We start from the raw sequence: 20,542 nt of genomic DNA on the forward strand, positions 1-20,542 counted from the left end.
GTTCACATGCGCCCATCGTTCATATGCGAAATAAAATCGGCGAGCGAGACATTGCCGCCGGTAGCCATGACCAGGACCGTTTTACCCGTCACATCCACCTTGCCGCCGAGAAGCGCCGCCAGAGAGGCGGCGCCCGATGGCTCGAGCACCAGCTTCATCCGTTCGAAGGCGATCTTCATCGCTCGCCTAACCGATTGGTCGTCGACGGTGATGCCGCGCACGCCAGCGGTCTTGACCGCCGCGAACGGCGCGTCGCCCGGCCGCCGCGACATCAGCCCGTCGCAGATCGATTTCGGCGCGATCGGCATGGTCTCGATGGCGCCATGCGCTAGCGATGCACCCATGCCGTTGAAGCCTTCCGGCTCGACGCCGATGATCTCGGTTGCCGGCGACAGATAGTGGAAGGCGAGCGAGATGCCGCCGATCAGTCCGCCGCCGCCGACCGAGCAGAACAGAAGGTCGGCACTGGCGTCCTTTGCCTCGAATTGTTCGAGCGCTTCGAGCCCGGCGCCGGCCTGGCCGGCAACGATCTCCGGATCGTCGAATGGATGCAGCAACGCCAGCCCTTCGGTCTCGGCAATCTCGCAGGCCTTGGCGGCTGCGACCTCTTCACGGGCGCGCTCGCCATGATCGGTCAGCACGACGCGCGCGCCATAGCCTGTGGTCGCATCGCGCTTGGCGGCCGGCGCGTCGATCGGCATGACGATGGTGACGGGAATGCCGAGCGCCTGGCCGGCAGCCGCCAACCCTTGCGCGAAATTGCCGGAGGAGTAGGCGACGACGCCTTTTATGGCCTCATCCGGCGACAGCCGCTTCAACCGCCAATAGGCCCCGCGCACCTTGAACGAGCCGGCCCATTGCAGTGATTCCGGCTTGATAAAGACGCGGGCCGCACCCGTCTCCTTGGCCAAGGCTGTCGATTCCAGCAAAGGCGTGATCTGCGTCGCCTTCGACGTCACGGCATAGGCCTGTCTGAGGTGCTCGAGGGAGGGGACAATTGTCATCATTCGCCTCGCGGAAAGCGTTTCTGTTCCTCGAGATTGTCGAGGTTCATGTGGTTGCGCATGTAGCGTTCCGACGCCTTCTGCAGCGGTTGGAACTCCCAGGGGTAATGCGTGCCGTTGCGTAGCGCCGGATAGACCACCCAGCGCCGCGCCTGGCTGGTACGCACGGCGGCGTCGAAGGCGGCCATGTCCCAGCGCGCTCGTACGGCTCCCGTGAAGGCCGCCACCAGATCGGCATGCGTCGGATCGGTGGCAAGATTGGTGAGTTCTTGCGGATCGGCTTCGAGATCGAACAGAAGCGGCGGATCGATCTCGCAATGGATGAATTTATAGCGGCCGTCGCGGATCGCCACCAACGGCGCGTTGGAGCCTTCGGCGGCATACTCCATCAGAACTGGAGCATCGCGTTTCGTGCCCTCGAGCAGCGGCAGCAGCGACTGGCCGTCGGTCCACGGCGCGATCGCCGAGATGTCGATGCCGGCGAGATCGCACAATGTCGGCGTCACGTCGAGATTGGAAACCGGCGCGTCGATCAGCCCCGCGGCAACGCCCTTGCCGGCGATCATCAGCGGCACCCGTGCCGAGCCCTCGAAAAAGTTCATCTTGAACCACAGGCCGCGCTCGCCAAGCATATCGCCATGGTCGGAGCAGAACAGGATGACCGTGTCGTCCAGCATGCGCGTACGTTCCAGCACTGACATCAACTCGCCGACCTTGTCGTCGAGATAGGAGATGTTGGCGTAGTAGCCGCGCCGCGAGCGGCGGATCTGCTCCGGCGTGATGTTGAAACTGTCGTAGTCGCTGGCGCGGTAAAGCCGCTGCGAATGCGGGTCCTGATCGGCATAGGGGATGAATCCCACCTCCGGTTCGAGCGCCGGACAATCTTCATAGAGATCCCAATATTGCCGCCGTGCGACATAGGGGTCGTGCGGGTGGGTGAAGGAAACCGTCAGGCACCAGGGCCGGCTGGCCGCATCGTCGGAGGTGCGGGCAAGGTCGTAGAGTTTTTGCACCGCGTGGAAGGCGACCTCGTCGTCATACTCCATCTGGTTGGTGATCTCGGCGACGCCGGCGCCGGTCACCGAGCCCAGATTGTGATACCACCAGTCGATGCGTTCGCCGGGCTTGCGGTAGTCCGGCGTCCAGCCGAAATCGGCGGGATAGATATCGGTGGTCAACCGCTCTTCGAAACCATGCAACTGGTCGGGGCCGACGAAATGCATCTTGCCCGACAGGCAGGTGTAATAGCCGGCGGCGCGCAGATGGTGAGCATAGGTCGGAATTGAGGAGGCGAACTCAGCGGCGTTGTCGTAGACTTGGGTGCGCGACGGCAATTGGCCGCTCATGAAGGCGGCGCGCCCCGGCGCGCAAAGCGGCGAGGGCGTATAATTGTTCCGGAAACGTGCCGCGCGCGCGGCCAGCTCCTTGAGATGCGGCGCGTGCAGGAAGTCCGCCGGTCCGTTCGGAAACAGCGTGCCGTTGAGCTGATCGACCATGACGATCAGGATGTTGGGTCGCCTTTGTGTCACTGAGGCTGTCACTGTGTCTGTCGCCCGCCGAGTTTGGTTTCCAGATAGTCCTCGACCAGCGCAATCGCGGTCGCCGCGTCCGGCACGCCGTCCTTCAGCGCCCGCCTGATGTAGAGCCCGTCGATCATCGCCGCGGTCGCTTCCGCCGCGCGGTCGGCTTCGTGCCTGGCCAAGATGCCGGTCAGCCCGCTCATTAGGTTGGAATGCAGCCGCCGCGCATAGACCCTGAGCAGCCGGCGCAAGGCCGATGATTTCTGCGCCTCGACATAGAAGGCGAGCCAGGCCGCGATGGTTTCCGGCTGGAACTGGATGTCGGAGAAGTTGACGGCCACCACGGCCGAAACACGTTCGCGCGGCGAGCCGGCGGATTGCAGCGCGCGCCGCATGTCGATCGTCAGCTCGGCCAGAATATGCCTCATCGTCGCCAGCAGCAGCTCATCCTTGGCGCCGAAATAGTGGTGAGCCAATGCTGACGACACACCGGCGCGCCCCGCTATCTCCGACATGGTCACGTCAAGCGAGCCGCGCTCGCCGATCGCCGAGATCGTCGCGTCGATGAGCGCCTTGCGGCGCAACGGTTCCATTCCGACTTTAGGCATGATGTTCCCGGCTTTTGCGGCGGAGATTATTTTTTATTGACGCGTCAATCAACAAAAAACGATCCGATTGGAACCTGCACCAAGCGATTGTCGGCTTGCGGCCCTTTTCGATGCGGGCGGGATTGTTTATATTTGAACAATAAAGGCGAAGTGCGCCATTTGCCCACATGTTAGGCTGGCGCCAAGGATGGAGACCGCCATGACCGCATGCATCGTTGGCTGGGCGCATTCGCGCTTCGGCAAGCTGGAAGGCGAGACGCTGGAAGGCCTGATCACCAAGGTCGCGGTCGACGCGCTCGACCATGCCGGCATCGGCCCGGATGAGGTCGACGAGATCGTGCTCGGCCACTTCAATGCCGGCTTTTCCCCACAGGATTTTACCGCCAGCCTCGTGTTGCAGGCCGACGACCGACTGCGCTTCAAGCCGGCGACGCGGGTCGAGAATGCTTGCGCCACCGGTTCGGCCGCGGTCCGGCAAGGCATCCGCGCCATCGACGCAAACGCTGCCCGCATCGTGCTGGTGGTCGGCGCCGAGCAGATGACGACGACGCCCGGGCCTGAGATCGGGAAGAACCTGCTGAAAGCTTCCTATCTGCCGGAGGAGGGCGACACGCCGGCCGGCTTTGCCGGCGTCTTCGGCAAGATCGCGCAGGCCTATTTCCAGCGTTATGGCGACCAGTCGGACGCGCTGGCGATGATTGCCGCCAAGAACCACAAGAACGGCGTCGACAATCCGTACGCGCAGATGCGCAAGGATTTCGGCTACGAATTCTGCCGCCAGGAAAGCGAGAAGAACCCCTTCGTCGCCGGTCCGCTGAAGCGCACCGACTGCTCGCTGGTCTCCGATGGTGCAGCCGCCCTTGTGCTGACCGACACCTCGACGGCGCTGAAGATGCGCCGCGCCGTCGCCTTCCGCGCCAACGAGCATGTCCAGGATTTCCTGCCGATGTCGAAGCGCGACATCCTGTCCTTCGAAGGCTGCGAACAGGCCTGGAACCAGGCGCTGAAAAAGGCCGGCGTGACGCTCGACGATCTCTCCTTCGTCGAAACACATGACTGCTTCACCATCGCCGAATTGATCGAATATGAGGCGATGGGCCTGGCCAAGCCCGGCGAAGGCGCCAGGCTGGCGCTGGACGGCACGACGGCCAAGGACGGCAGGCTGCCGGTCAATCCTTCGGGCGGCCTGAAGGCCAAGGGCCATCCGATCGGCGCCACCGGCGTGTCGATGCACGTCTTATCTGCCATGCAGTTGACGGGCGAGGCCGGCGGCATCCAGGTGCCGGGCGCAAAGCTCGGCGGCATCTTCAACATGGGTGGCGCTGCCGTCGCCAACTACGTTTCCATTCTCGACCGGATCAGGTAGAAGCGGCCCGTATTTTTGGGGCGTGGTGATGACAAATCCGGTTCTGGTCGAGGTCTTGCGCGGCGCGATCGTCGAGAGCGTCCATCGCGGCGCTGTCGCAATCTTCGACGGTGACGGCAAGCCTGTCCTGGAGATCGGCGATACGGCGCGGCCGGTGTTTCCGCGCTCGGCGGTCAAGGCGATCCAGGCGCTGCCGCTGGTTGAAACGGGTGCTGCCGATGCGTACGGCTTGGGCGACCGCGAACTGGCGCTGGCCTGCGCTTCGCATTCGGGCGAACCCGCGCATGTCGAACTGGCGCAGGCGATGCTGGCCAAGGCCGGGCTCGACAAGTCGGCGCTGGAATGCGGCGCGCATTGGCCGTCGAGCCACGACGCGACGATCGCACTGGCCCGCACAGGCGTCTCGCCGAACGCACTGCACAACAATTGCTCGGGCAAGCATTCCGGATTTCTCTGCACCTGCGTGCACTCAGGGATTGCCCACCAAGGCTACGTCAAGGCAGGCCATGGTTTGCAGGAGATGGTGCGCGACGCCATGCAGGCGGTGACCGGCGCTGCCCACGATGCGGATCACCGGGCAACCGATGGCTGCTCGATTCCCACCTATGCCGTGCCGCTGAAAAGTTTTGCCCTTGGCTTTGCCCGCATGGCGACGGGCAGGAGCTTTGGCCCTGAGCGCGCCAAGGCGGCCAAACGCCTGCTGTCTGCCTGTATGGCCGAGCCTTTCCTGGTCGCCGGCACCGGCAAAGTGGATGTGGCGCTGATGCAGGCCGCGCCCGGCCGCATATTCGTCAAGACGGGCGCCGAGGGTGTCTATTGCGCTGCCGTTCCGGAGCTTGGCCTCGGCATCGCGCTAAAATGCGATGACGGCGCCGGCCGCGCCGCCGAGGTGATGATTGCCACTGTGCTGGCAAAACTTCTCAGCGCCGACGGCGCACTGGCGGCGAACCTTCTGGAGCGGGCCAATCCTCCGATCGAAAGCCGCATTGGCGCCAAGGTCGGCTCGCTGCGGCCGACGACGACGCTCAGCTGACCCTGTTTCGCTCGACCGTCAGGTGCGCATAGCCGCTATCGCTCGACCGCGCGAGGTCGCCGGTCGCCGGTTCGGCCCAGCGCTGGCCGATGATGGCGCCGTTCTTGGCGCCGTCGATGACGTTGTCGGAAATGATGGCGTTTCCAGCGCCTTCTACCACAGTGACGGCGATGCCGGTTCCGGCCTGACGGATGATGTTTCCCGTCGCCACAACATTGCGCATATAAGCGCCCCAGCCGATCTGCATGCCGTAGAGCGGCGCGTTCTCGATGACATTGCCCGAGACGGTGGTGTCGGCCTCGACGCTGATACCGACGCCGAAGCCCGGCGCGTCGGCGGGGTAGGGGCCGGTGGTCGAGAGGTTGCGCATGATGTTGTTTGAGCAGACACCCATACGGCCGCCGTCGTTGAAATTGACGATCGAGATGCCGTTAGCGGCACCATCGACGATGTTGTTGCCGATGATGGCGCCTTCGAAGGAGAATTCGGAATAGAGCGCGGTTTCGCCCGACCGCGAGCAGGTGTTGCCGGTCATCTGCAGATTGCTGGAACTGTTGGCGCGGATCGCCGAGAAGGCGCAGTCCGAGACGATGTTGCCGGTGACCGAGACATTGCCGGCACGGAAGGCGTTGATGCCATTGCCGTTCTGCCCGGTGCCGCCGCCGCGCGCGCCGATCCGCTGCACGCGGTTGCCGCTGACGATCGTGCCGTCCTCGGCCTGCTGCCAGCGATGCACAAGAATGCCGCCATTGCCACAGTCGGATACGGTGTTGTCGGATATCGCCAGGCCAGCGGCCTCGACGGAGTAGATGCCGGCGTCCGCAGCCCCCGAAATCTCGGACCGCTCGATGCGGCCCGACGCATGCTCCAGCGCCAGCCCATGCTTGCCGCTGCCGGTGATCGTGCAATTGTCAATGACGAGATGGGCGACGCGGCGCAGGTCGAGCAGGCCTTGCGCATCGTCGGCCAACCCGCCGTTGGCGCCGTCGAAGACCAATGCGGTGAACTCTATATGCTCGGCCTGTTCGGCCGTCAGCAAATGGCCATTGCCGCCATAGAGGATGCGCGAGGCGCCCGGCACGCCCGAAAGCCTGACGCGGGCGGGCAGGGTCAGGTTGGACACGACATAGGTGCCCGGCGGCAGGAACACCGGCGCATTGCGCTGGCTTGCCTCGGCTAGCATCGTGGCGAAGGCCTTGCTCTGGTCGTCCGGTGCGTCCGGCTCCACGCCAAGCTCGGCGGCATTGATCGAGCCAAGCGCTGCCGTCTTCGCCAAGGCGTTGTCCAGCGAAACGCCGAGCACCGCAAAGCCGACAGTCCCCTTGAGAAGCGTTCGTCTGTTCAACATCGGCACAGATCCCTGCGATGAAATGGTTCTTCGCAGGAATTGGGCCAGCCGCATAGGTCTCCGCTCGGCGATAGTCCGACCAATGACCGGGTCCGCCAAGTGGCTTGTACAGTCGCCGAAGCGGGCCTAAGTTTATCCGATGAGCAGGGCTTTCACCCGCGAGGAAGACAGCGAAAACGCCATTGCCGGCATCGGCGAGCGGCCGATCAGCCAACACCGCAATCTGGTGACGGAGCGCGGCCTGGCGATGATCGAGGACAATCTGGCCGATCTGCGCGACATTTTGGCGAAAGCCGAGCGAAAAGCCGATCGCGAGCGCATTGCCGTCGTCTCGCGCGACCTGCGCTACTGGACAGCGCGCCGCGAAAGCGCCGAGCTTTCCGTGCCGGAACCGGGCAGCGACCAGGTGCGCTTCGGCATGGGTGTCACGCTGGAAAGCGATGACGGCAAGAAAGTGCACTGGAAGATCGTCGGCGAGGACGAGGCCGACCCCTCAAAGGGCAGCATCTCACACGTCTCGCCAATGGCCGTGGCGCTGTTCGGCAAGAAGGTCGGCGACGTCGCAAGCGTCAACGGCAAGGAATGGGAAATTGTCAAGCTGTCGGACGCCTGACGCCAGCTCACCCTATTTGCACAGCCAGCTTTCGCAACGCGGGCTCATACTTGTCCATGACATCGCGAGCAGCACGTATTTGCCGTTCGACGTCGTCACACGGCACCGGCCTTAGGATGATGCCGTCGTGGTTTCGATGATCTGGAGTTCATCGCCCACTTGCAGGCTCAAGCTGTCGAGCGTTTCCCGCGGCAGGATTACAACGCCCGATCCGTCCTCAAGTCCGTGAATGATGGTGTTCATAGCTATACCATAGGTTGCGCCCGATATTGTAACGCAACTTTGATAAGCAGTGCAACTGTTTCAATCAGCTCGCCAGCAGCCGGTCCAGCAACCGATCCGCAGCCTCCGGGATAACCGTCCCTGGCGGGAAGATTTCCGCGGCACCCGCTTCCAGCACTGCGCCGTAATCCTGCGGCGGGATGACGCCGCCGGCGACGATCAGCATGTCGGGGTGGCCGAGTTTCTTCAGCGCATCGCGCAATTCGGGGATCAGTGTCAGGTGCCCCGCCGCCAGCGACGAGGCGCCGATGATATGGACGTCCTGCGCCACCGCCAGCCTGGCGATCTCGTCGGGTGTCTGGAACATCGCGCCGACCGTCACGTCGAAGCCGAGATCGGCGAAGGCCGTGGCGATCACCTTCTGGCCACGGTCGTGGCCGTCCTGTCCCATCTTTGCGACCAGGATGCGCGGCTTGCCGCCGGACTTCTTCTCGAAAGCTTCGAGCTTCTCCAGCAATCGGCCGACCGTCAGATTGTCGCCAAGCGCATTGCGATAAACGCCGGAGATCGTTTGCACCGAGGCGACGTGACGGCCAAAGACCTTTTCCAGCGCCAGCGAGATCTCGCCGACCGTGGCATAGGCGCGCGCGGCGCGGATGGCAAATTCCAGCAGGTTTCCGTTACCCTGCGCAGCGCGGGTCAGCGCATCGAGCGCGCTCTCGACCGCGCCGACATTGCGCGTGCCTTTGAGGTTCTGCAGCTTCGACAACTGTCGGGCCCTGACCTCGGCATTGTCGATCTTCAGCACGTCGACCTCGATGTTGTTCTCGGGGCGATGCGCGTTTACGCCAACCAGTATCTGCTCGCCGGAATCGATACGCGCCTGCGTGCGCGCCGCCGCTTCCTCGATGCGCAGTTTTGGAATGCCCTGTTCGGTTGCCGCCGCCATGCCGCCAAGCGCCTCGACCTCTTCGATATGGGCGAGCGCACGCGCCGCCAGATCATGCGTCAGCCGTTCGACATACGCCGAGCCGCCCCATGGATCGATGATGCGGGTGGTGCCGGATTCCTTCTGCAGGATCAACTGCGTGTTGCGGGCGATGCGCGCCGAGTGGTCGGTCGGCAGCGCCATCGCCTCGTCGAACGAGTTGGTGTGCAGCGACTGGGTATGTCCCTGCGTCGCCGCCATCGCCTCGATCATGGTGCGGGTGATGTTGTTGTAGGGGTCCTGCGCCGTCAGCGACCAGCCGGAGGTCTGGCAATGGGTGCGCAGCGACAGCGAGCGTTCATCCTTCGGTGCAAAATTCTTCTGCATCAGGGTCGCCCACAACATGCGCGCCGCGCGGAGCTTGGCGATCTCCATGAAGAAGTTCATGCCGATCGCCCAGAAGAAGGAAAGCCGCGGGGCGAAACGGTCGATGTCGAGCCCGGCGGCGACGCCGGCGCGGGCATATTCGATGCCGTCGGCGATGGTGTAGGCGAGCTCCAGGTCCGCGGTCGCGCCGGCCTCCTGCATGTGATAGCCGGAGATCGAGATCGAATTGAACTTCGGCATGTGCTGGGAGGTATAGGAGAAGATGTCAGACACGATCCGCATCGAGGGCTTCGGCGGATAGATGTAGGTGTTGCGGACCATGAACTCTTTCAGAATGTCGTTCTGAATGGTGCCGGCGAGATCCTTCTGCGCGACGCCCTGTTCTTCGGCCGCAACGATATAGAGCGCCATGATCGGCAGCACCGCGCCATTCATGGTCATCGACACCGTCATTTCGTCGAGCGGGATGCCGTCGAACAATTGCCGCATGTCGAGGATGGAATCGATGGCCACGCCCGCCATGCCGACATCGCCTGATACACGCGGATGGTCGCTGTCATAGCCGCGATGTGTGGGCAGATCGAAAGCGACCGAAAGGCCCTTTTGGCCGGCGGCGAGATTGCGCCGGTAGAAGGCGTTGGATTCCTCGGCCGTCGAGAAGCCGGCATATTGCCGGATCGTCCACGGCTGCTGGACATACATGGTCGGGTAGGGACCGCGCACGAAGGGCGGCATTCCCGGATAGGTGTCGAGATGCGGCAGCCCCTTGAGATCGCCCTGGCTGTAGAGATGCTTGACGGCAATACCTTCCGGCGTCAGCCGCTGGCCCTTGACCTCGACCGGCGCGCGCCGTGGCGCCGACCAGCCAATGTGGCTGAAATCCGGGATCACTGTGCGGCTCCGATTGCCTGGTCGATGCGGACCGGAAACAGCGCCTCGCACACCGCCACGCCCTCTGTGAAAGGCGGCCGCCGCTCAGCCGCCAGCGTCTCGACCGGGGCATCGTTTTTCAGCGGGTAAAGCGTGGTGCCGATGATTGCCCGTTCACCCGACCGGTAGGCCTCGGCGCGGCGCTCGGATGCTGCCTTGACGCGCTTCTGGATATGCCCTTGCTGCAGGCTTGCCAGAACGCCGCCTTCCGCTTCGATCCGCTGGAACTCTTCCCACGCCGCTTCGCACAGGCCCAGGGTCAGCGCCTCGACTGCGCCCGACCCAAATGCTGGGTCGGCGACATGGTCGATATGGCTTTCATTGGCCATGATCAACTGCGCATTGCGGGCGATGCGGCGGGCAAAGCCGGCCGGCAGCCCGAGGGCGATGGTGTGTGGCAGGATGGAGATCGAGTCCGCGCCGCCTGCTGCCGCTGCAAAGCTGGCGATGGTGGTGCGCAGGATGTTGGTTTCGGGATCCGCCGCCGTCATCATGCGGAACGACGTCTCGGCATGGATGTTGGCTGTCGATGCCGGGATGGAACAGGTTTCCTGGATGCGCGCCCACAGCCTGCGCAAGGCCCGGACCTTGGCCATCGACAGGAACTGGTCCTGGTCGACGCTCAGCGCAAAGCCGATATGGGGAGCGGCATAGACAAGCGGCTGGCGCGCATCCTCGAACATCCTGAGGTATGACACGGCGGAAGCGAGCATGGTGCCGAGTTCCTGCGCTTCCGTGGCGCCGGCATTGTGGAACACCCGCCCGTCGGCCTCCAGCAGCACACCCGGCACGCCCAGCGAGAAGAAATGCGCCAGCGATTGCGGCATCGATGCCTGCAACGCCTCGATCGACATGCGCAGCCGGCCGGTTCCGGCAAAGATTGCCGCCGGGTCGATGCCGAATGAGAGGTTCAGCTTTGCCGGGTCGGAGCGGCGCTTGCTCAGGAACGCCACCAGCCAGTCGGCGACGGCACGGCTCCAGGGATGGGCGTCGATGCGGATCTGCGTGCGGTTGAGCGGTACGCCATCCAGCACCGTTTCCAGCGCCTGCGCCGTCCTTGGCAGGCCATAGCCGAACGCATTCGGAGCACCCTCGAAGACAAGCGACAATCCCGTCGCGCCTTGTGCCACATCGTCCAGGGCCTGCGCCTTGGCGCGGCCGATATCGGGATCGTCAATGCGCTGGCTGACGATCCAGGGCAATTTGGGGTTGGCGCGCACAAGCGGCTCGGCGCCGGCGGCGCGATCGTAGAGCGGTTCGATGCGAATCTGATCGTCGGTATGCGAGACCAGTTTTTCCTCGAAGGAGGCGCCGGCGAGCGCCTTTTCGGCCAAGGCCAGCCAACGCTGGCGCTCGACGTCAGCGGGTTCGATGCTCCTGGTCAAGGCTCCGGCGCCCATCCATGTTCCTCGTTTTTATGCGGCCGCACCAGCGTCAGCCGTCCAGTCTACGGTTCCCTGCCAGATATCGCAATGCAATGCGCTTGCGCGGTTGGGATTCGCTTCCCTGACATAGGGCAGCCTGCGTGGACGAACCATGGAACGATTGCCAAACAGCGGCAAAATCCGCAAGTTCCAAAAACCGATTTGGAGGATTGGTTCAATTTAGACGATTGGCCCAATCTGGATGAATAGCCAACTGGATGGATAGCCCAATTGGAGAATAGCATTGTCGCTGCGCAATGGCCTGACTATACCCTGCGGCACGGCCACAGGCTTTTAACACATCAGTTTGCGGAGACATGGTCATATGGCTGACGACACCAGCATTTTCCTCGGCGCCAGCCGCAAGCCCGACGACAGCTATCAGCGCGCCGAACAGCTCTTGCTGCAATATGGGAACCGCCATGGCCTGATCACCGGCGCCACCGGCACCGGCAAGACAGTCAGCCTGCAGATCCTGGCCGAGGGGTTTTCCAATGCCGGCGTGCCTGTGTTCTGCGCCGATATCAAGGGCGACCTGTCCGGCATTGCCATGATGGGCAAGGCGCAGGATTTCCTGGTCAAGCGGGCCGAGCAGGTCAAGCTCGACCCTTACGACTTCCAGGAATTCCCGGTCATCTTCTGGGACCTGTTCGGCGAGCAGGGCCATCCGATCCGCGCCACCGTCTCGGAAATGGGGCCGCTGCTTCTGTCGCGGCTGATGAACCTCTCCGAAGCGCAGGAAGGCATCATGAACATCGCCTTCCGCATCGCCGATGAGGATGGCCTGCTGCTGCTCGACATGAAGGATCTGCAAGCACTGCTGGCCAACATCGCAGCGCGCGCCGACGAGATCAGCTCGCGCTACGGCAATGTCACCAAGCCGTCGGTCGGCGCAATCCAGCGCACGCTTCTGGTGCTGGAACAGCAGGGCGCGGCGCATTTCTTCGGCGAACCGGCTTTGCGCATCGCCGACATCATGCGCACCACCCGCGACGGCCGCGGCGCCATCAGCGTGCTCGCTGCCGACAGATTGATGATGAACCCCAGGCTCTACGCCACCTTCCTGCTCTGGCTGATGTCGGAGCTGTTCGAGGAATTGCCCGAGGTCGGCGATCCCGAAAGGCCGAAGCTGGTGTTCTTCTTCGACGAGGCGCATCTGCTTTTCGACGATGCGCCGAAGGTGCTGATCGACCGCGTCGAGCAGGTGGTTCGCTTGATCCGTTCGAAAGGCGTCGGTGTCTATTTCGTCACGCAGAACCCTTTGGACATCCCTGAAAAGGTTCTCGCCCAGCTCGGCAACCGTGTGCAGCACGCGCTGCGCGCCTATACGCCGCGTGAGCAGCAGGCGGTCAAGACCGCCGCCGACACCTTCCGGCCCAATCCCGATTTCGACTGCGCCACCGCCATCACCCAGCTCGGCACCGGCGAGGCGCTGGTCTCGACGCTGGAGGTCAAGGGCGTGCCGTCCATGGTGCAGCGGACATTGATCCGGCCGCCATCGTCTAGGCTTGGCCCGATCACAGCGGACGAGCGCCGCAAGCTGATCGACCAGAGCCCGGTCGCCGGCCAGTACGACCAGACCATCGACCGCGAATCGGCCTTCGAGATGCTGCAGAAGAAAGCCAGGGATGCGCAGGACGAGCAGGCGCAGCAGGCCGACAGCGGGCGCTCGCGCTGGACCATTCCGGGCTTCGGCAATGACGATCCGCCGCCGCAGCAATCAGGCGGTCGCCGCGCCCCGGCGCCGCGCCCGTCCAACCGCCAGACGGTGGCCGAAGCCGCGATCAAAGCTGTCGTGCGCTCGGTCGGCTCGTCGGTCGGCCGCGCGATCGTGCGCGGGATTCTGGGCAGCCTGTCCAGGGGGCGGTAAAAGTGTCGGCCAGCCCACCTCGGACATGATCAGCGGCCAGAACATCGCCATCGACGGCGGTTGGTAAGGGATGGCCGGCCTCCTGGAACTGCGCGACGACCGCGCCCGTCTGGTCCTGGCGCCGCAAAAGGGCGCGGCGATCGCCCGCTTCGACGCACTGGTCTGCGGCGCAACGGTGCCGCTGCTCCGCCCCGACGATGGCACCGGCGCCTCCGGCTGCCAGCTTCTGGTTCCCTGGTCGAACCGCATCTCAGGCGGCGGTTTCGCCTTCGACGGCCGCTTCCATGCGATCGGGCCGAACGTGCCGGGGGAGGCCTTTCCAATCCATGGCGACGGCTTCCAGAGGGAGTGGCGGATTGCCAGCCACAGCGCCACCGAGGCGGAACTGGTCCTCGACGCCGGTGAAATCGGCCCCTACCGATATACGGCGCGGGTCGCCTATGCGCTGCATGACGGAGCCTTGGATGCCACGCTCACGGTGGAGAATCGCACCGGCATTCGCCTGCCTTACGGGCTCGGCTTTCATCCGTGGTTCCCGCGCAGCGCCGGAACGACGCTCGAGGCGAAGGCGGCGCGGGTCTGGCTGGAGGACAAGCATCATCTGCCGGTCGGCGTGGCGCCGGTGGCCGATTACCCCGCGTGGAATTTCTCGAACGCCTCCCTGTTGCCGCGGAGCTGGGTCAACAACGCCTTCGACGGCTGGGACCGCCGCGCCAGGATCACCCGGCCCGAGGACAGGATCGCCATCTCGCTCACCGCCTCGCCATTGCTCGACGTCTTCATCCTCTATTCGCCGTCGCAGGATGCCGATTTCTTCTGCTTCGAGCCGGTGTCGCATACCGTCGATGCGCATCACGGCAAAGGGCTGACCCCGCTTGAGCACGGCGCTACGCTGAGTGCAAACATGCGCCTCGATTGGCGTTCCGCTGCTTCGCTCTGATGCGTCATGTGCACACCCACTCGCGGATCTTGCATTTTTGTCCGTTCCGCTCGCACGCCTGCAGTGTCAGGTCTTCGGCATCCCGGCGTGTTTGCGCCGTCTCGGCGCCCCAACTGGTCAGCCGCCCTTCCGGCTTCTCGCCTACGGCGAGGGCGCCGCAATGCTTGTAGGGAAAGCCGGTATTGTCGTCATCGTCCCAATGGCGATGATTGCGGAATACGCTGACCACGGCGCAGCTGCCGCCGCCGGCGTTCTGGCAATGCTTCAGCGCGATGTCCATCGCCTCCTGCCGCTTGTCGGCGCCCCAAAAGAAGCCGTGCTTCTCGTCGGGGCTCGAATAGGCGATCGCCGCCCAGATGCCTCTCTCCTCCTGGGCCGGCGGCTCGGGCACGTCCGCCGCCGGGGCGAGGTCCGCCGCGCCCAGCCGTCCGGCGCAAAGCAACAGCATGCCGATCGCCGCAATGGCGGAATTCACCCTCATTGTACGCCTCCTTGTTTACCTGCTGCCGAGGCCACGGAAATGACGACGCAGCTGTTGCCGGTTGGCAGCAGCATCGCGTTGCCCCCTCCATTGGCCAGTTCATAGACGCTGATTTGTCCAAGATTGTTGGCGAGCTTGCTGTCTTTCGGAAGCAGGGCCGGAACATCGGCGCAATTGGCCGCGAATGGCGCCACCCTGACCATCGTACCTTCGCAAACGGATGCGGTGGGTGCCGCGAACACCAGACCTGCCGCCGGGCCGCTGTAGCCCTGTGTGGCGTAGTTCATGCCGACCAGGGCTTCCACGAGGTGTTTGTCGGGGGCCTCGTTGTTCCAGATCGACTGGACGCTGTACGTCGTGCCGGTTGTCAGCATCTGCCCAAGGGCTGGGAAAATGTTGGAACAAGACTGCAAGCCTGCCTCTTTGGCGTGTTGCAGAAATGGCGTCTCGGCCAGGGCCGGATTGGGCTGGTTGGTCTCCGCGACCGCCGGCTGCGGCAATAAATTGTGGAGCAGGTCGTAGCGCATGGCCGCGAAGCCGGCCGTGGCGACGACGGCAATGGCGAGCAACGAGAAGACAGCGGTCCTCGCGCGGTTTCGTTGCGGTCTGCTCCGGTCTTCGATGCCGACCCGGACAGCATCCTTTCCCTGGTTGCGGGCCATTATCCGGTCATGGATCGATTGCTGGTTCATCGCGATTGCCTCGTCAATTGATCGCCGCAACGGCCGCGGCCAAGCCCTTGAGGGTCGCGGTTACGTTGATCGTTCTGCCATCCGTGGTCGGAAAGGAGATGACGGATGCCGCGGCCTTCGAAATCTGTTCGCGCATGATCGGACCAACCGGCAGCATGCCGACGCAGACGGCCTGATTGCATCCGTCGAGTTGAATTTTTATCGGCTCCTTGCGCCCCTCGAACGTCAGCGAGACAGGAGCGTCGCTCTTGGCGATCGGCGGGGCGCGCAAGATCATGTAGGGGTTGCCTTCCTTGGTGGCGGCAAGCGACCAGCTGAACGCAACCTGTCCTGCCTGGTCCTCGATGATCTGGGTGACATTGCAGACCTTTTGGCGCGCCTTCAGGTTCTCGTCGCAGATCAGCGTCCAGTTCTCGAACGGACGGGTGGTCCGTTGATACTCGCCAAGCTTCGCATCCGCAGGGATCGCTACGTCGGAAGGTTTTACCCTGTAGCCGGAAGGGATCGCTTCCTGCCCGGCCGCTAACGGGCCGGACAGGAGCATTGACGTCATGGATATCGCGACAGCAAGGACTGCCTGCCTGATCATGGCCGGGCTCTAGTTCAGCGTAAGGCTGACGCCCGCGCCGACACCCCAGTGTCCGCCTGCCGTCGTACCGGACAGGTTCGCTCGAACACGTCCTTCCTCGCTGGTGTAGCCGGCGCCGAAGGCCAGGGCGCCTTCACCGCGCCAATAGCCTCCGCCGGCGGCCACGCTCAGCTTGCCGGGACGATCGTCGTAGCGCAGCGAGCCGGCCGCCAAGCCGATTGCCGCAGCCTGGCGCGCCTCGCCCCTGACCTCTCCCATGTCCATGTTGAGCTGGCTGAGTTTGGAGTCCGCATACGCATTGGCTTGCTGCAGCGTGGTGGCCGCCACCTGGTTGGTGTAGTTCTTCGAATTGTCCAGGTTGAGTGCTAACCCGCTGTTGAACTGCTGAACATTGACCGCATCGGTGTTGGCAACGCCCGGCCCGACATTGTGGATGACCACCGGCGTGTTGGGATCGCCACCGGCAAGCGTTATCGAGTTGGACTTGTTGCCGTTCCCGTCCTTGTCGTACTGGACGGCGAACTGGTTGAGGTCGCCGACGCTACCCTGCATGGCTTCGACCGCCTGGTTGGTGGCGAAGAGCTGGCTGCCGTTGATGGCGTCGGTGGAGGTGCCGCTGATCCGGCCCGCCGCGACATTGGTGACGGTGCGCTCGTTGCCGACGGTGCCGACGCTGACCGTGCTCGTCGGAGCTGTTCCGGCGAAGGTATAGGCAACGCCGTTGATCGTGGTGCCGGTGGTGGCGACCGCCGCCGCCGTCGTCGAGCCCGCGCCGAGCGCGACGCTGCCCGGCTCGTTGGCCTTTGCGCCGGCGCCGAGCGCCACCGCCTGCGCTCCGTTGGTGGTCGCGTTGGTGCCGAGGGCGATGCTGTCGGCCTGGTTGACCGTCGAATTCTGGCCGATCGCGATGCCTCCCGGCGCCGTCTGCTGCACGATGGCGCCATTGCCGATGCCGATGCCATTGTCGCCATTGACGGTGGTGCGCGGACCGACCGCAACCGAATCGACGCCGACCGCAAGCGAATCCGCGGCCGTCGAATTGGCGTGGAAGTACAGGCTCCCCGTCACCGCGAACGAGCTCAGCGCGCCCTTCAACTGGCGAAGCGTGACCGCGTCCTGGTCCTGCGTGCCGTCGGCCACGTTGATGATCTGGCGATAGGAGGTGGAGGTGCCGACCGAGACGGCGCCGAGCAGGCTCATGTCCGCGGTGTTGTAGGGAATGAGGCCGGTGCCCGAGAGGATCGATCCCGATACGGGTGCGACCGCCCGATCCGAAACCGAGCCGGCGCCGAGCGCCACGCCGCCGATGACGCTGGCCTGGGTGTCGCGGCCGAGCGCCAGCGCATTGTCGGCGCTCGCGGTCGCCTGGTAGCCCAGGGCGGAAGAGCCGATCCCTTGCGCGAAGGAGTCCGCGACGGCAAGCGTCCTGTCGTTGGTGCGCACATAGCGGATGCCGTCGCCATTGGCGTCGGTGTAGGCCAGCGAGGTGTCGCCGGTAATATTGCTGATCGAATTGCCGAGATTGGTGATGTCAGCAGTATTGGCAGCGATATCGGTGGTGTTCTGCGTCACCTGCTGGTTGGTCGCAAACAGCTGCGAGCCGTTGACCGCATCGGTCGAGGAGTTGCTCAACTGCCCGGCCGCGACGTTCTGGATCTGGCGTTCGGCGCCCACCGAGCCGACCGAGAATGCACCCGCGGGCGTCGCGCCGGCGAAGGTGTAGGAAACGCCGCCGATCGTGGTGCCGCCGACCGCCGTGGTCGCGGTCGACACCGCATTCGCGCCGATCGCCACGTCGCCGGCATTGTTGGCCACAGCATTCGGGCCGATGGCAACGGAATCCGTCCCCAGCGCCTGCGAATCCGCCAGCGTCGAATTGGCGTGGAAATACTTGATGCCGCCGCCCGTGCTGATGCTGTTGATCGTGTTGCCGAGATTGGTGATGTCGGCGGTGTTGGCGGCGATGTCGGTCGTATTCTGCGTCACCTGCTGGTTGGTGGCGAAGAGCTGCGAGCCGTTGATCGCGTCGGTCGACGAATTGCTGAGCCGGCCCGCCGCGACATTGGTGATGGTGCGTTCCGCGCCGACCGCGCCGACGCTGACGGTGCTTGCCGGCGTCGTGCCGGCGAAGTTGTAGGCGACGCCGCCGATCGTCGTGCCGGCGGTGCCGACCGCCGCGGCGGTTACCGAGCCCGAGCCGAGCGCCACGTCGCCGGCGTTGCTGGCGTTGGCGAGGGCGCCCAGCGCGATTGCATTCTGGGCGCCGGCATTCGCTCCTACGCCGAGAGCGGTCGCTTGAAAGGCGGTTGCAAACGCGTTCTGGCCGATCGCGGTGCTGGACGTGGCTGTGGCATTGGCGTTGGCACCGACGGCGGTGCTGTATTGGCCCGAGGCCTTGGAGATGTATCCCATCGCCGTTGCGTCAAGCGCCGATGCGACGGCGCCGCTGCCGAAGGCCGAGGCGTTGGCGTCGGAGGCGCTCGAATTGGTGCCGGCCGCGATGGCGTTTGTCCCCGTCGCGGTCGCGACTGGTCCGATAGCAACGGAGTCCGTGCCCGTTGCGGACGAGTCCGCCGCCGTCGAATTGGCGTGGAAATACTTGATGCCGCCACCGGTGCTGATGCTGTTGATCGTGTTGCCGAGATTGGTGATGTCGGCGGTGTTGGCGGCGATGGCCGTCGTGTTCTGCGTCACCTGCTGGTTGGTGGCGAAGAGCTGCGAGCCATTGATGGCGTCGGTCGACGAGTTGCTGAGCCGGCCCGCCGCGACATTGGTGATGGTCCGCTCCGCGCCGAGCGCGCCGACGCTGACAGTGCTCGTCGGCGTCGTGCCGGCGAAGCTGTAGGCCGTGCCGCCGATCGTCGCGCCGCTGGTGCCGACCGCCGTCGCGGTCACCGAGCCCGAACCGAGCGCTACGTCGCCGGAGCTTGCCGTCGCCGTCGCGCCGTTGCCCAGCGCGACATTGCCGGCAAGGCCGGCTGCACCCGCCGTCGAGCCATTGCCCAGCGCCACGGAGCCTTGCCCGACGGCCTTGTTGTTGTTGCCGATGGCAACCGCGCCTGCGGCCTGGTTTGCGGCTGTGGCGGTTGCCGTGCCGTCGCTGTTGGCGATGTTGTTGGCGCCGCCGGTGAAGGCGCCGGTGCCGCTGGCATAGCTCGGATCGCCGATGGAGACCGCGCCGTTGCCGTAAGCCGTGTTGCCGGCGCCAATGGCGACAGCCTTGCCGCCCGTGGCCGTCGCGGCCGTGCCGATGGCAACCGCGTCGGCGGAATTGGCGACCGCAGCATTACCGATCGCCACGGCGTTGGTGGCACTGGCCTTGGAGCCGATGCCGAGCGCGGTGCTGGCAATCCCGCTAGCGGCGGCGCTGACACCGGCGGCAAGAGAATTGTCTCCCGTCGCATTCGCGCCGGACCCGAATGAGGAGGCGTTCGCGCCGCTGGCGACAGCCGTGTTGCCGATCGCTGTGCTGGCGGAGCCACTCGCAACCGAGGTAGCACCCATCGCCGTGGCGAAAGCGCCCGAAGAGAGCGAATTGGTACCGATCGCGATGCTGTTGGGCACAGCCGTGTTGGCCTGAACGCCCGCCTGCGCGCCCGTGCCGAATGCGATGGACTGGTTGCCCCATGCACTGGCTCCTCTACCCACCGCTGCGGCGTTCGTTCCCGTTGCTTTGGTCAGGACGCCAATGGCAAGGGCGTTTTGCTGATTTGCTGTGACATCCGTGCCAAGGGCGATGGCGCCTTGGGCCAAGGCCCCTGACCCCGCAACGGTGCGCGCGCCGATATTGATAGAGTTGATATCGGACGCGACCGACTGGAAGCCTATCGCGATGGCGTTTTGACTGCCTGCATTGGCGTTGGTACCTTGGGCAAGGGAATCGATTCCGCTCTGGGTTGCTTGATATCCAAGCGCCATACCGCGCAGGCCACTAGCACTGGACTGATAGCCCATGGCGTATGCGTATTGGGCGCTGGCTACCGACCCGTAGCCAGTGGCGAACGCATAATTGTTGCTGGCCGTGGCGCCGACACCGACCGCGGTGGAGTTCGATCCCGAAGCGTGGGAGTTTGTGCCCAGTGCGCTGGCCCCGGCCGCAGTGGCGTCGGACTGAACGCCAATGGCTACCGTATTGATGTTGTTTGAAATCGCGCCGCCGCCGATCGCCACCGCGCCGCCGGTGCCTGTGGCCTGCGCATCCTGGCCGATTGCCACTGCGTATTGCGTTGACCCGACAGACCGGGTCCCGATCGCAACAGCATTGAGCTGAGAGGCCGTCGCGGCCGGGCCGATAGCGACTGAGCCACTGGCGGTCGCGGTGCCGCCGCCGGCGGCATACTGCGCGGACGCCGGGGTGGCGATGCTCCCGAATGCGATTGCACCCAGCGCCGCTGCCGCAATTCTGCCGCTGCCCAGCGTGCCAAGCCCCAGACATTTGCGTCGCATGCCGAGCACGCGGCACGCGTTGCGCAGCACCGCCATCAGGCGGCGCCGCACCGAGCGGCTGTCGGCCGCGCCCGCGATCCAGTTTCCGACAAAGCTTGAAGAAAGTTCGATCCTTCTCCGCCCCTCGACGCGTTTGGTCAT

At 64.6% G+C, this 20,542-nt stretch carries 16 protein-coding genes; 5 read left to right on the top strand and 11 right to left on the bottom strand.

Annotated features, from left to right (window positions below):
• Window positions 1–2 precede the first annotated feature (2 nt).
• From NLY36_RS25865 to betI, 3 genes are read right to left on the bottom strand one after another with little or no spacing between them, the layout of a single operon-like run.
• Window positions 3–1,007: a threonine/serine dehydratase family protein gene (locus tag NLY36_RS25865; protein ID WP_023687208.1), complete on the bottom strand. Its 1,005-nt coding sequence runs from the start codon at window positions 1,005–1,007 to the stop codon at window positions 3–5.
• Window positions 1,004–2,533: a choline-sulfatase gene (gene betC, locus NLY36_RS25870; RefSeq protein WP_023687209.1), complete on the bottom strand. Its 1,530-nt coding sequence runs from the start codon at window positions 2,531–2,533 to the stop codon at window positions 1,004–1,006. The genes NLY36_RS25865 and betC overlap by 4 nt, the downstream gene beginning before the upstream one ends.
• An 8-nt stretch (window positions 2,534–2,541) precedes the next feature.
• Window positions 2,542–3,132: a choline-binding transcriptional repressor BetI gene (gene betI / locus NLY36_RS25875; protein WP_023692769.1), complete on the bottom strand. Its 591-nt coding sequence runs from the start codon at window positions 3,130–3,132 to the stop codon at window positions 2,542–2,544.
• 199 nt (window positions 3,133–3,331) lie between these two features.
• On the opposite strand from betI, the gene NLY36_RS25880 reads away from it, so the two are divergent.
• Window positions 3,332–4,498: an acetyl-CoA acetyltransferase gene (locus tag NLY36_RS25880; protein WP_023698158.1), complete on the top strand. Its 1,167-nt coding sequence runs from the start codon at window positions 3,332–3,334 to the stop codon at window positions 4,496–4,498.
• A 28-nt stretch (window positions 4,499–4,526) separates the two neighbouring features.
• Window positions 4,527–5,531 carry an asparaginase gene (locus NLY36_RS25885; protein ID WP_023735549.1) on the top strand — a complete coding sequence of 335 codons (1,005 nt, stop codon included), beginning with the start codon at window positions 4,527–4,529 and terminating at the stop codon, window positions 5,529–5,531.
• Here the strand turns inward: NLY36_RS25885 and NLY36_RS25890 are convergent.
• On the bottom strand, window positions 5,524–6,879 hold the full coding sequence (locus NLY36_RS25890) for a TIGR03808 family TAT-translocated repetitive protein (RefSeq protein ID WP_023698160.1): 1,356 nt from the start codon (window positions 6,877–6,879) through the stop codon (window positions 5,524–5,526). The genes NLY36_RS25885 and NLY36_RS25890 overlap by 8 nt on opposite strands.
• Before the next feature lie 139 nt (window positions 6,880–7,018).
• On the opposite strand from NLY36_RS25890, the gene greA reads away from it, so the two are divergent.
• Window positions 7,019–7,492 carry a transcription elongation factor GreA gene (greA, locus tag NLY36_RS25895; protein WP_023670749.1) on the top strand — a complete coding sequence of 158 codons (474 nt, stop codon included), beginning with the start codon at window positions 7,019–7,021 and terminating at the stop codon, window positions 7,490–7,492.
• A gap of 111 nt (window positions 7,493–7,603) precedes the next feature.
• Here the strand turns inward: greA and NLY36_RS25900 are convergent, their stop codons facing one another.
• From NLY36_RS25900 to NLY36_RS25910, 3 genes are all read right to left on the bottom strand, one after another.
• Complete coding sequence (locus NLY36_RS25900; RefSeq protein WP_023732052.1) at window positions 7,604–7,735, bottom strand: AbrB/MazE/SpoVT family DNA-binding domain-containing protein; 132 nt, start codon at window positions 7,733–7,735, stop codon at window positions 7,604–7,606.
• Between the two features lie 64 nt (window positions 7,736–7,799).
• Window positions 7,800–9,920 (bottom strand): methylmalonyl-CoA mutase, encoded by a 2,121-nt coding sequence (gene scpA / locus NLY36_RS25905; protein ID WP_023735548.1) that lies wholly within the window; start codon window positions 9,918–9,920, stop codon window positions 7,800–7,802.
• The gene (locus NLY36_RS25910) at window positions 9,917–11,359 is read right to left on the bottom strand and encodes a methylmalonyl-CoA mutase subunit beta (protein WP_023684564.1); all 1,443 of its coding nucleotides are present in this window, start codon (window positions 11,357–11,359) and stop codon (window positions 9,917–9,919) included. Before NLY36_RS25910 ends, scpA begins: the two co-directional genes overlap by 4 nt.
• 349 nt (window positions 11,360–11,708) lie before the next feature.
• Between NLY36_RS25910 and NLY36_RS25915 the strand changes: the two genes are divergently transcribed.
• Both NLY36_RS25915 and NLY36_RS25920 read left to right on the top strand, forming a co-directional pair.
• Window positions 11,709–13,253: a helicase HerA-like C-terminal domain-containing protein gene (locus NLY36_RS25915; RefSeq protein ID WP_023702217.1), complete on the top strand. Its 1,545-nt coding sequence runs from the start codon at window positions 11,709–11,711 to the stop codon at window positions 13,251–13,253.
• Between the two features lie 70 nt (window positions 13,254–13,323).
• Entirely contained in the window at window positions 13,324–14,193 is an 870-nt protein-coding gene (locus NLY36_RS25920) for an aldose 1-epimerase (protein WP_023735547.1), read from the top strand.
• A gap of 4 nt (window positions 14,194–14,197) precedes the next feature.
• Here NLY36_RS25920 and NLY36_RS25925 read toward each other — a convergent pair whose 3' ends face one another.
• Genes NLY36_RS25925 through NLY36_RS25940 form a run of 4 tightly spaced genes read right to left on the bottom strand, consistent with a single transcriptional unit; the run spans window position 14,198 to window position 20,542 of the window.
• Window positions 14,198–14,674 carry a DUF4189 domain-containing protein gene (locus tag NLY36_RS25925; protein ID WP_023687219.1) on the bottom strand — a complete coding sequence of 159 codons (477 nt, stop codon included), beginning with the start codon at window positions 14,672–14,674 and terminating at the stop codon, window positions 14,198–14,200.
• A complete protein-coding gene (locus NLY36_RS25930) occupies window positions 14,671–15,366 on the bottom strand; it encodes a hypothetical protein (protein WP_023735546.1) in 696 nt (231 codons plus the stop codon). Before NLY36_RS25930 ends, NLY36_RS25925 begins: the two co-directional genes overlap by 4 nt.
• Before the next feature lie 13 nt (window positions 15,367–15,379).
• A complete protein-coding gene (locus NLY36_RS25935) occupies window positions 15,380–15,955 on the bottom strand; it encodes an invasion associated locus B family protein (protein ID WP_023670757.1) in 576 nt (191 codons plus the stop codon).
• Window positions 15,956–15,964: 9 nt separating this feature from the next.
• Window positions 15,965–20,542 carry a YadA-like family protein gene (locus tag NLY36_RS25940; RefSeq protein WP_023735545.1) on the bottom strand — a complete coding sequence of 1,526 codons (4,578 nt, stop codon included), beginning with the start codon at window positions 20,540–20,542 and terminating at the stop codon, window positions 15,965–15,967.

It is taken from the genome of Mesorhizobium sp. C399B, assembly GCF_030323185.1.
Taxonomy (GTDB): domain Bacteria; phylum Pseudomonadota; class Alphaproteobacteria; order Rhizobiales; family Rhizobiaceae; genus Mesorhizobium.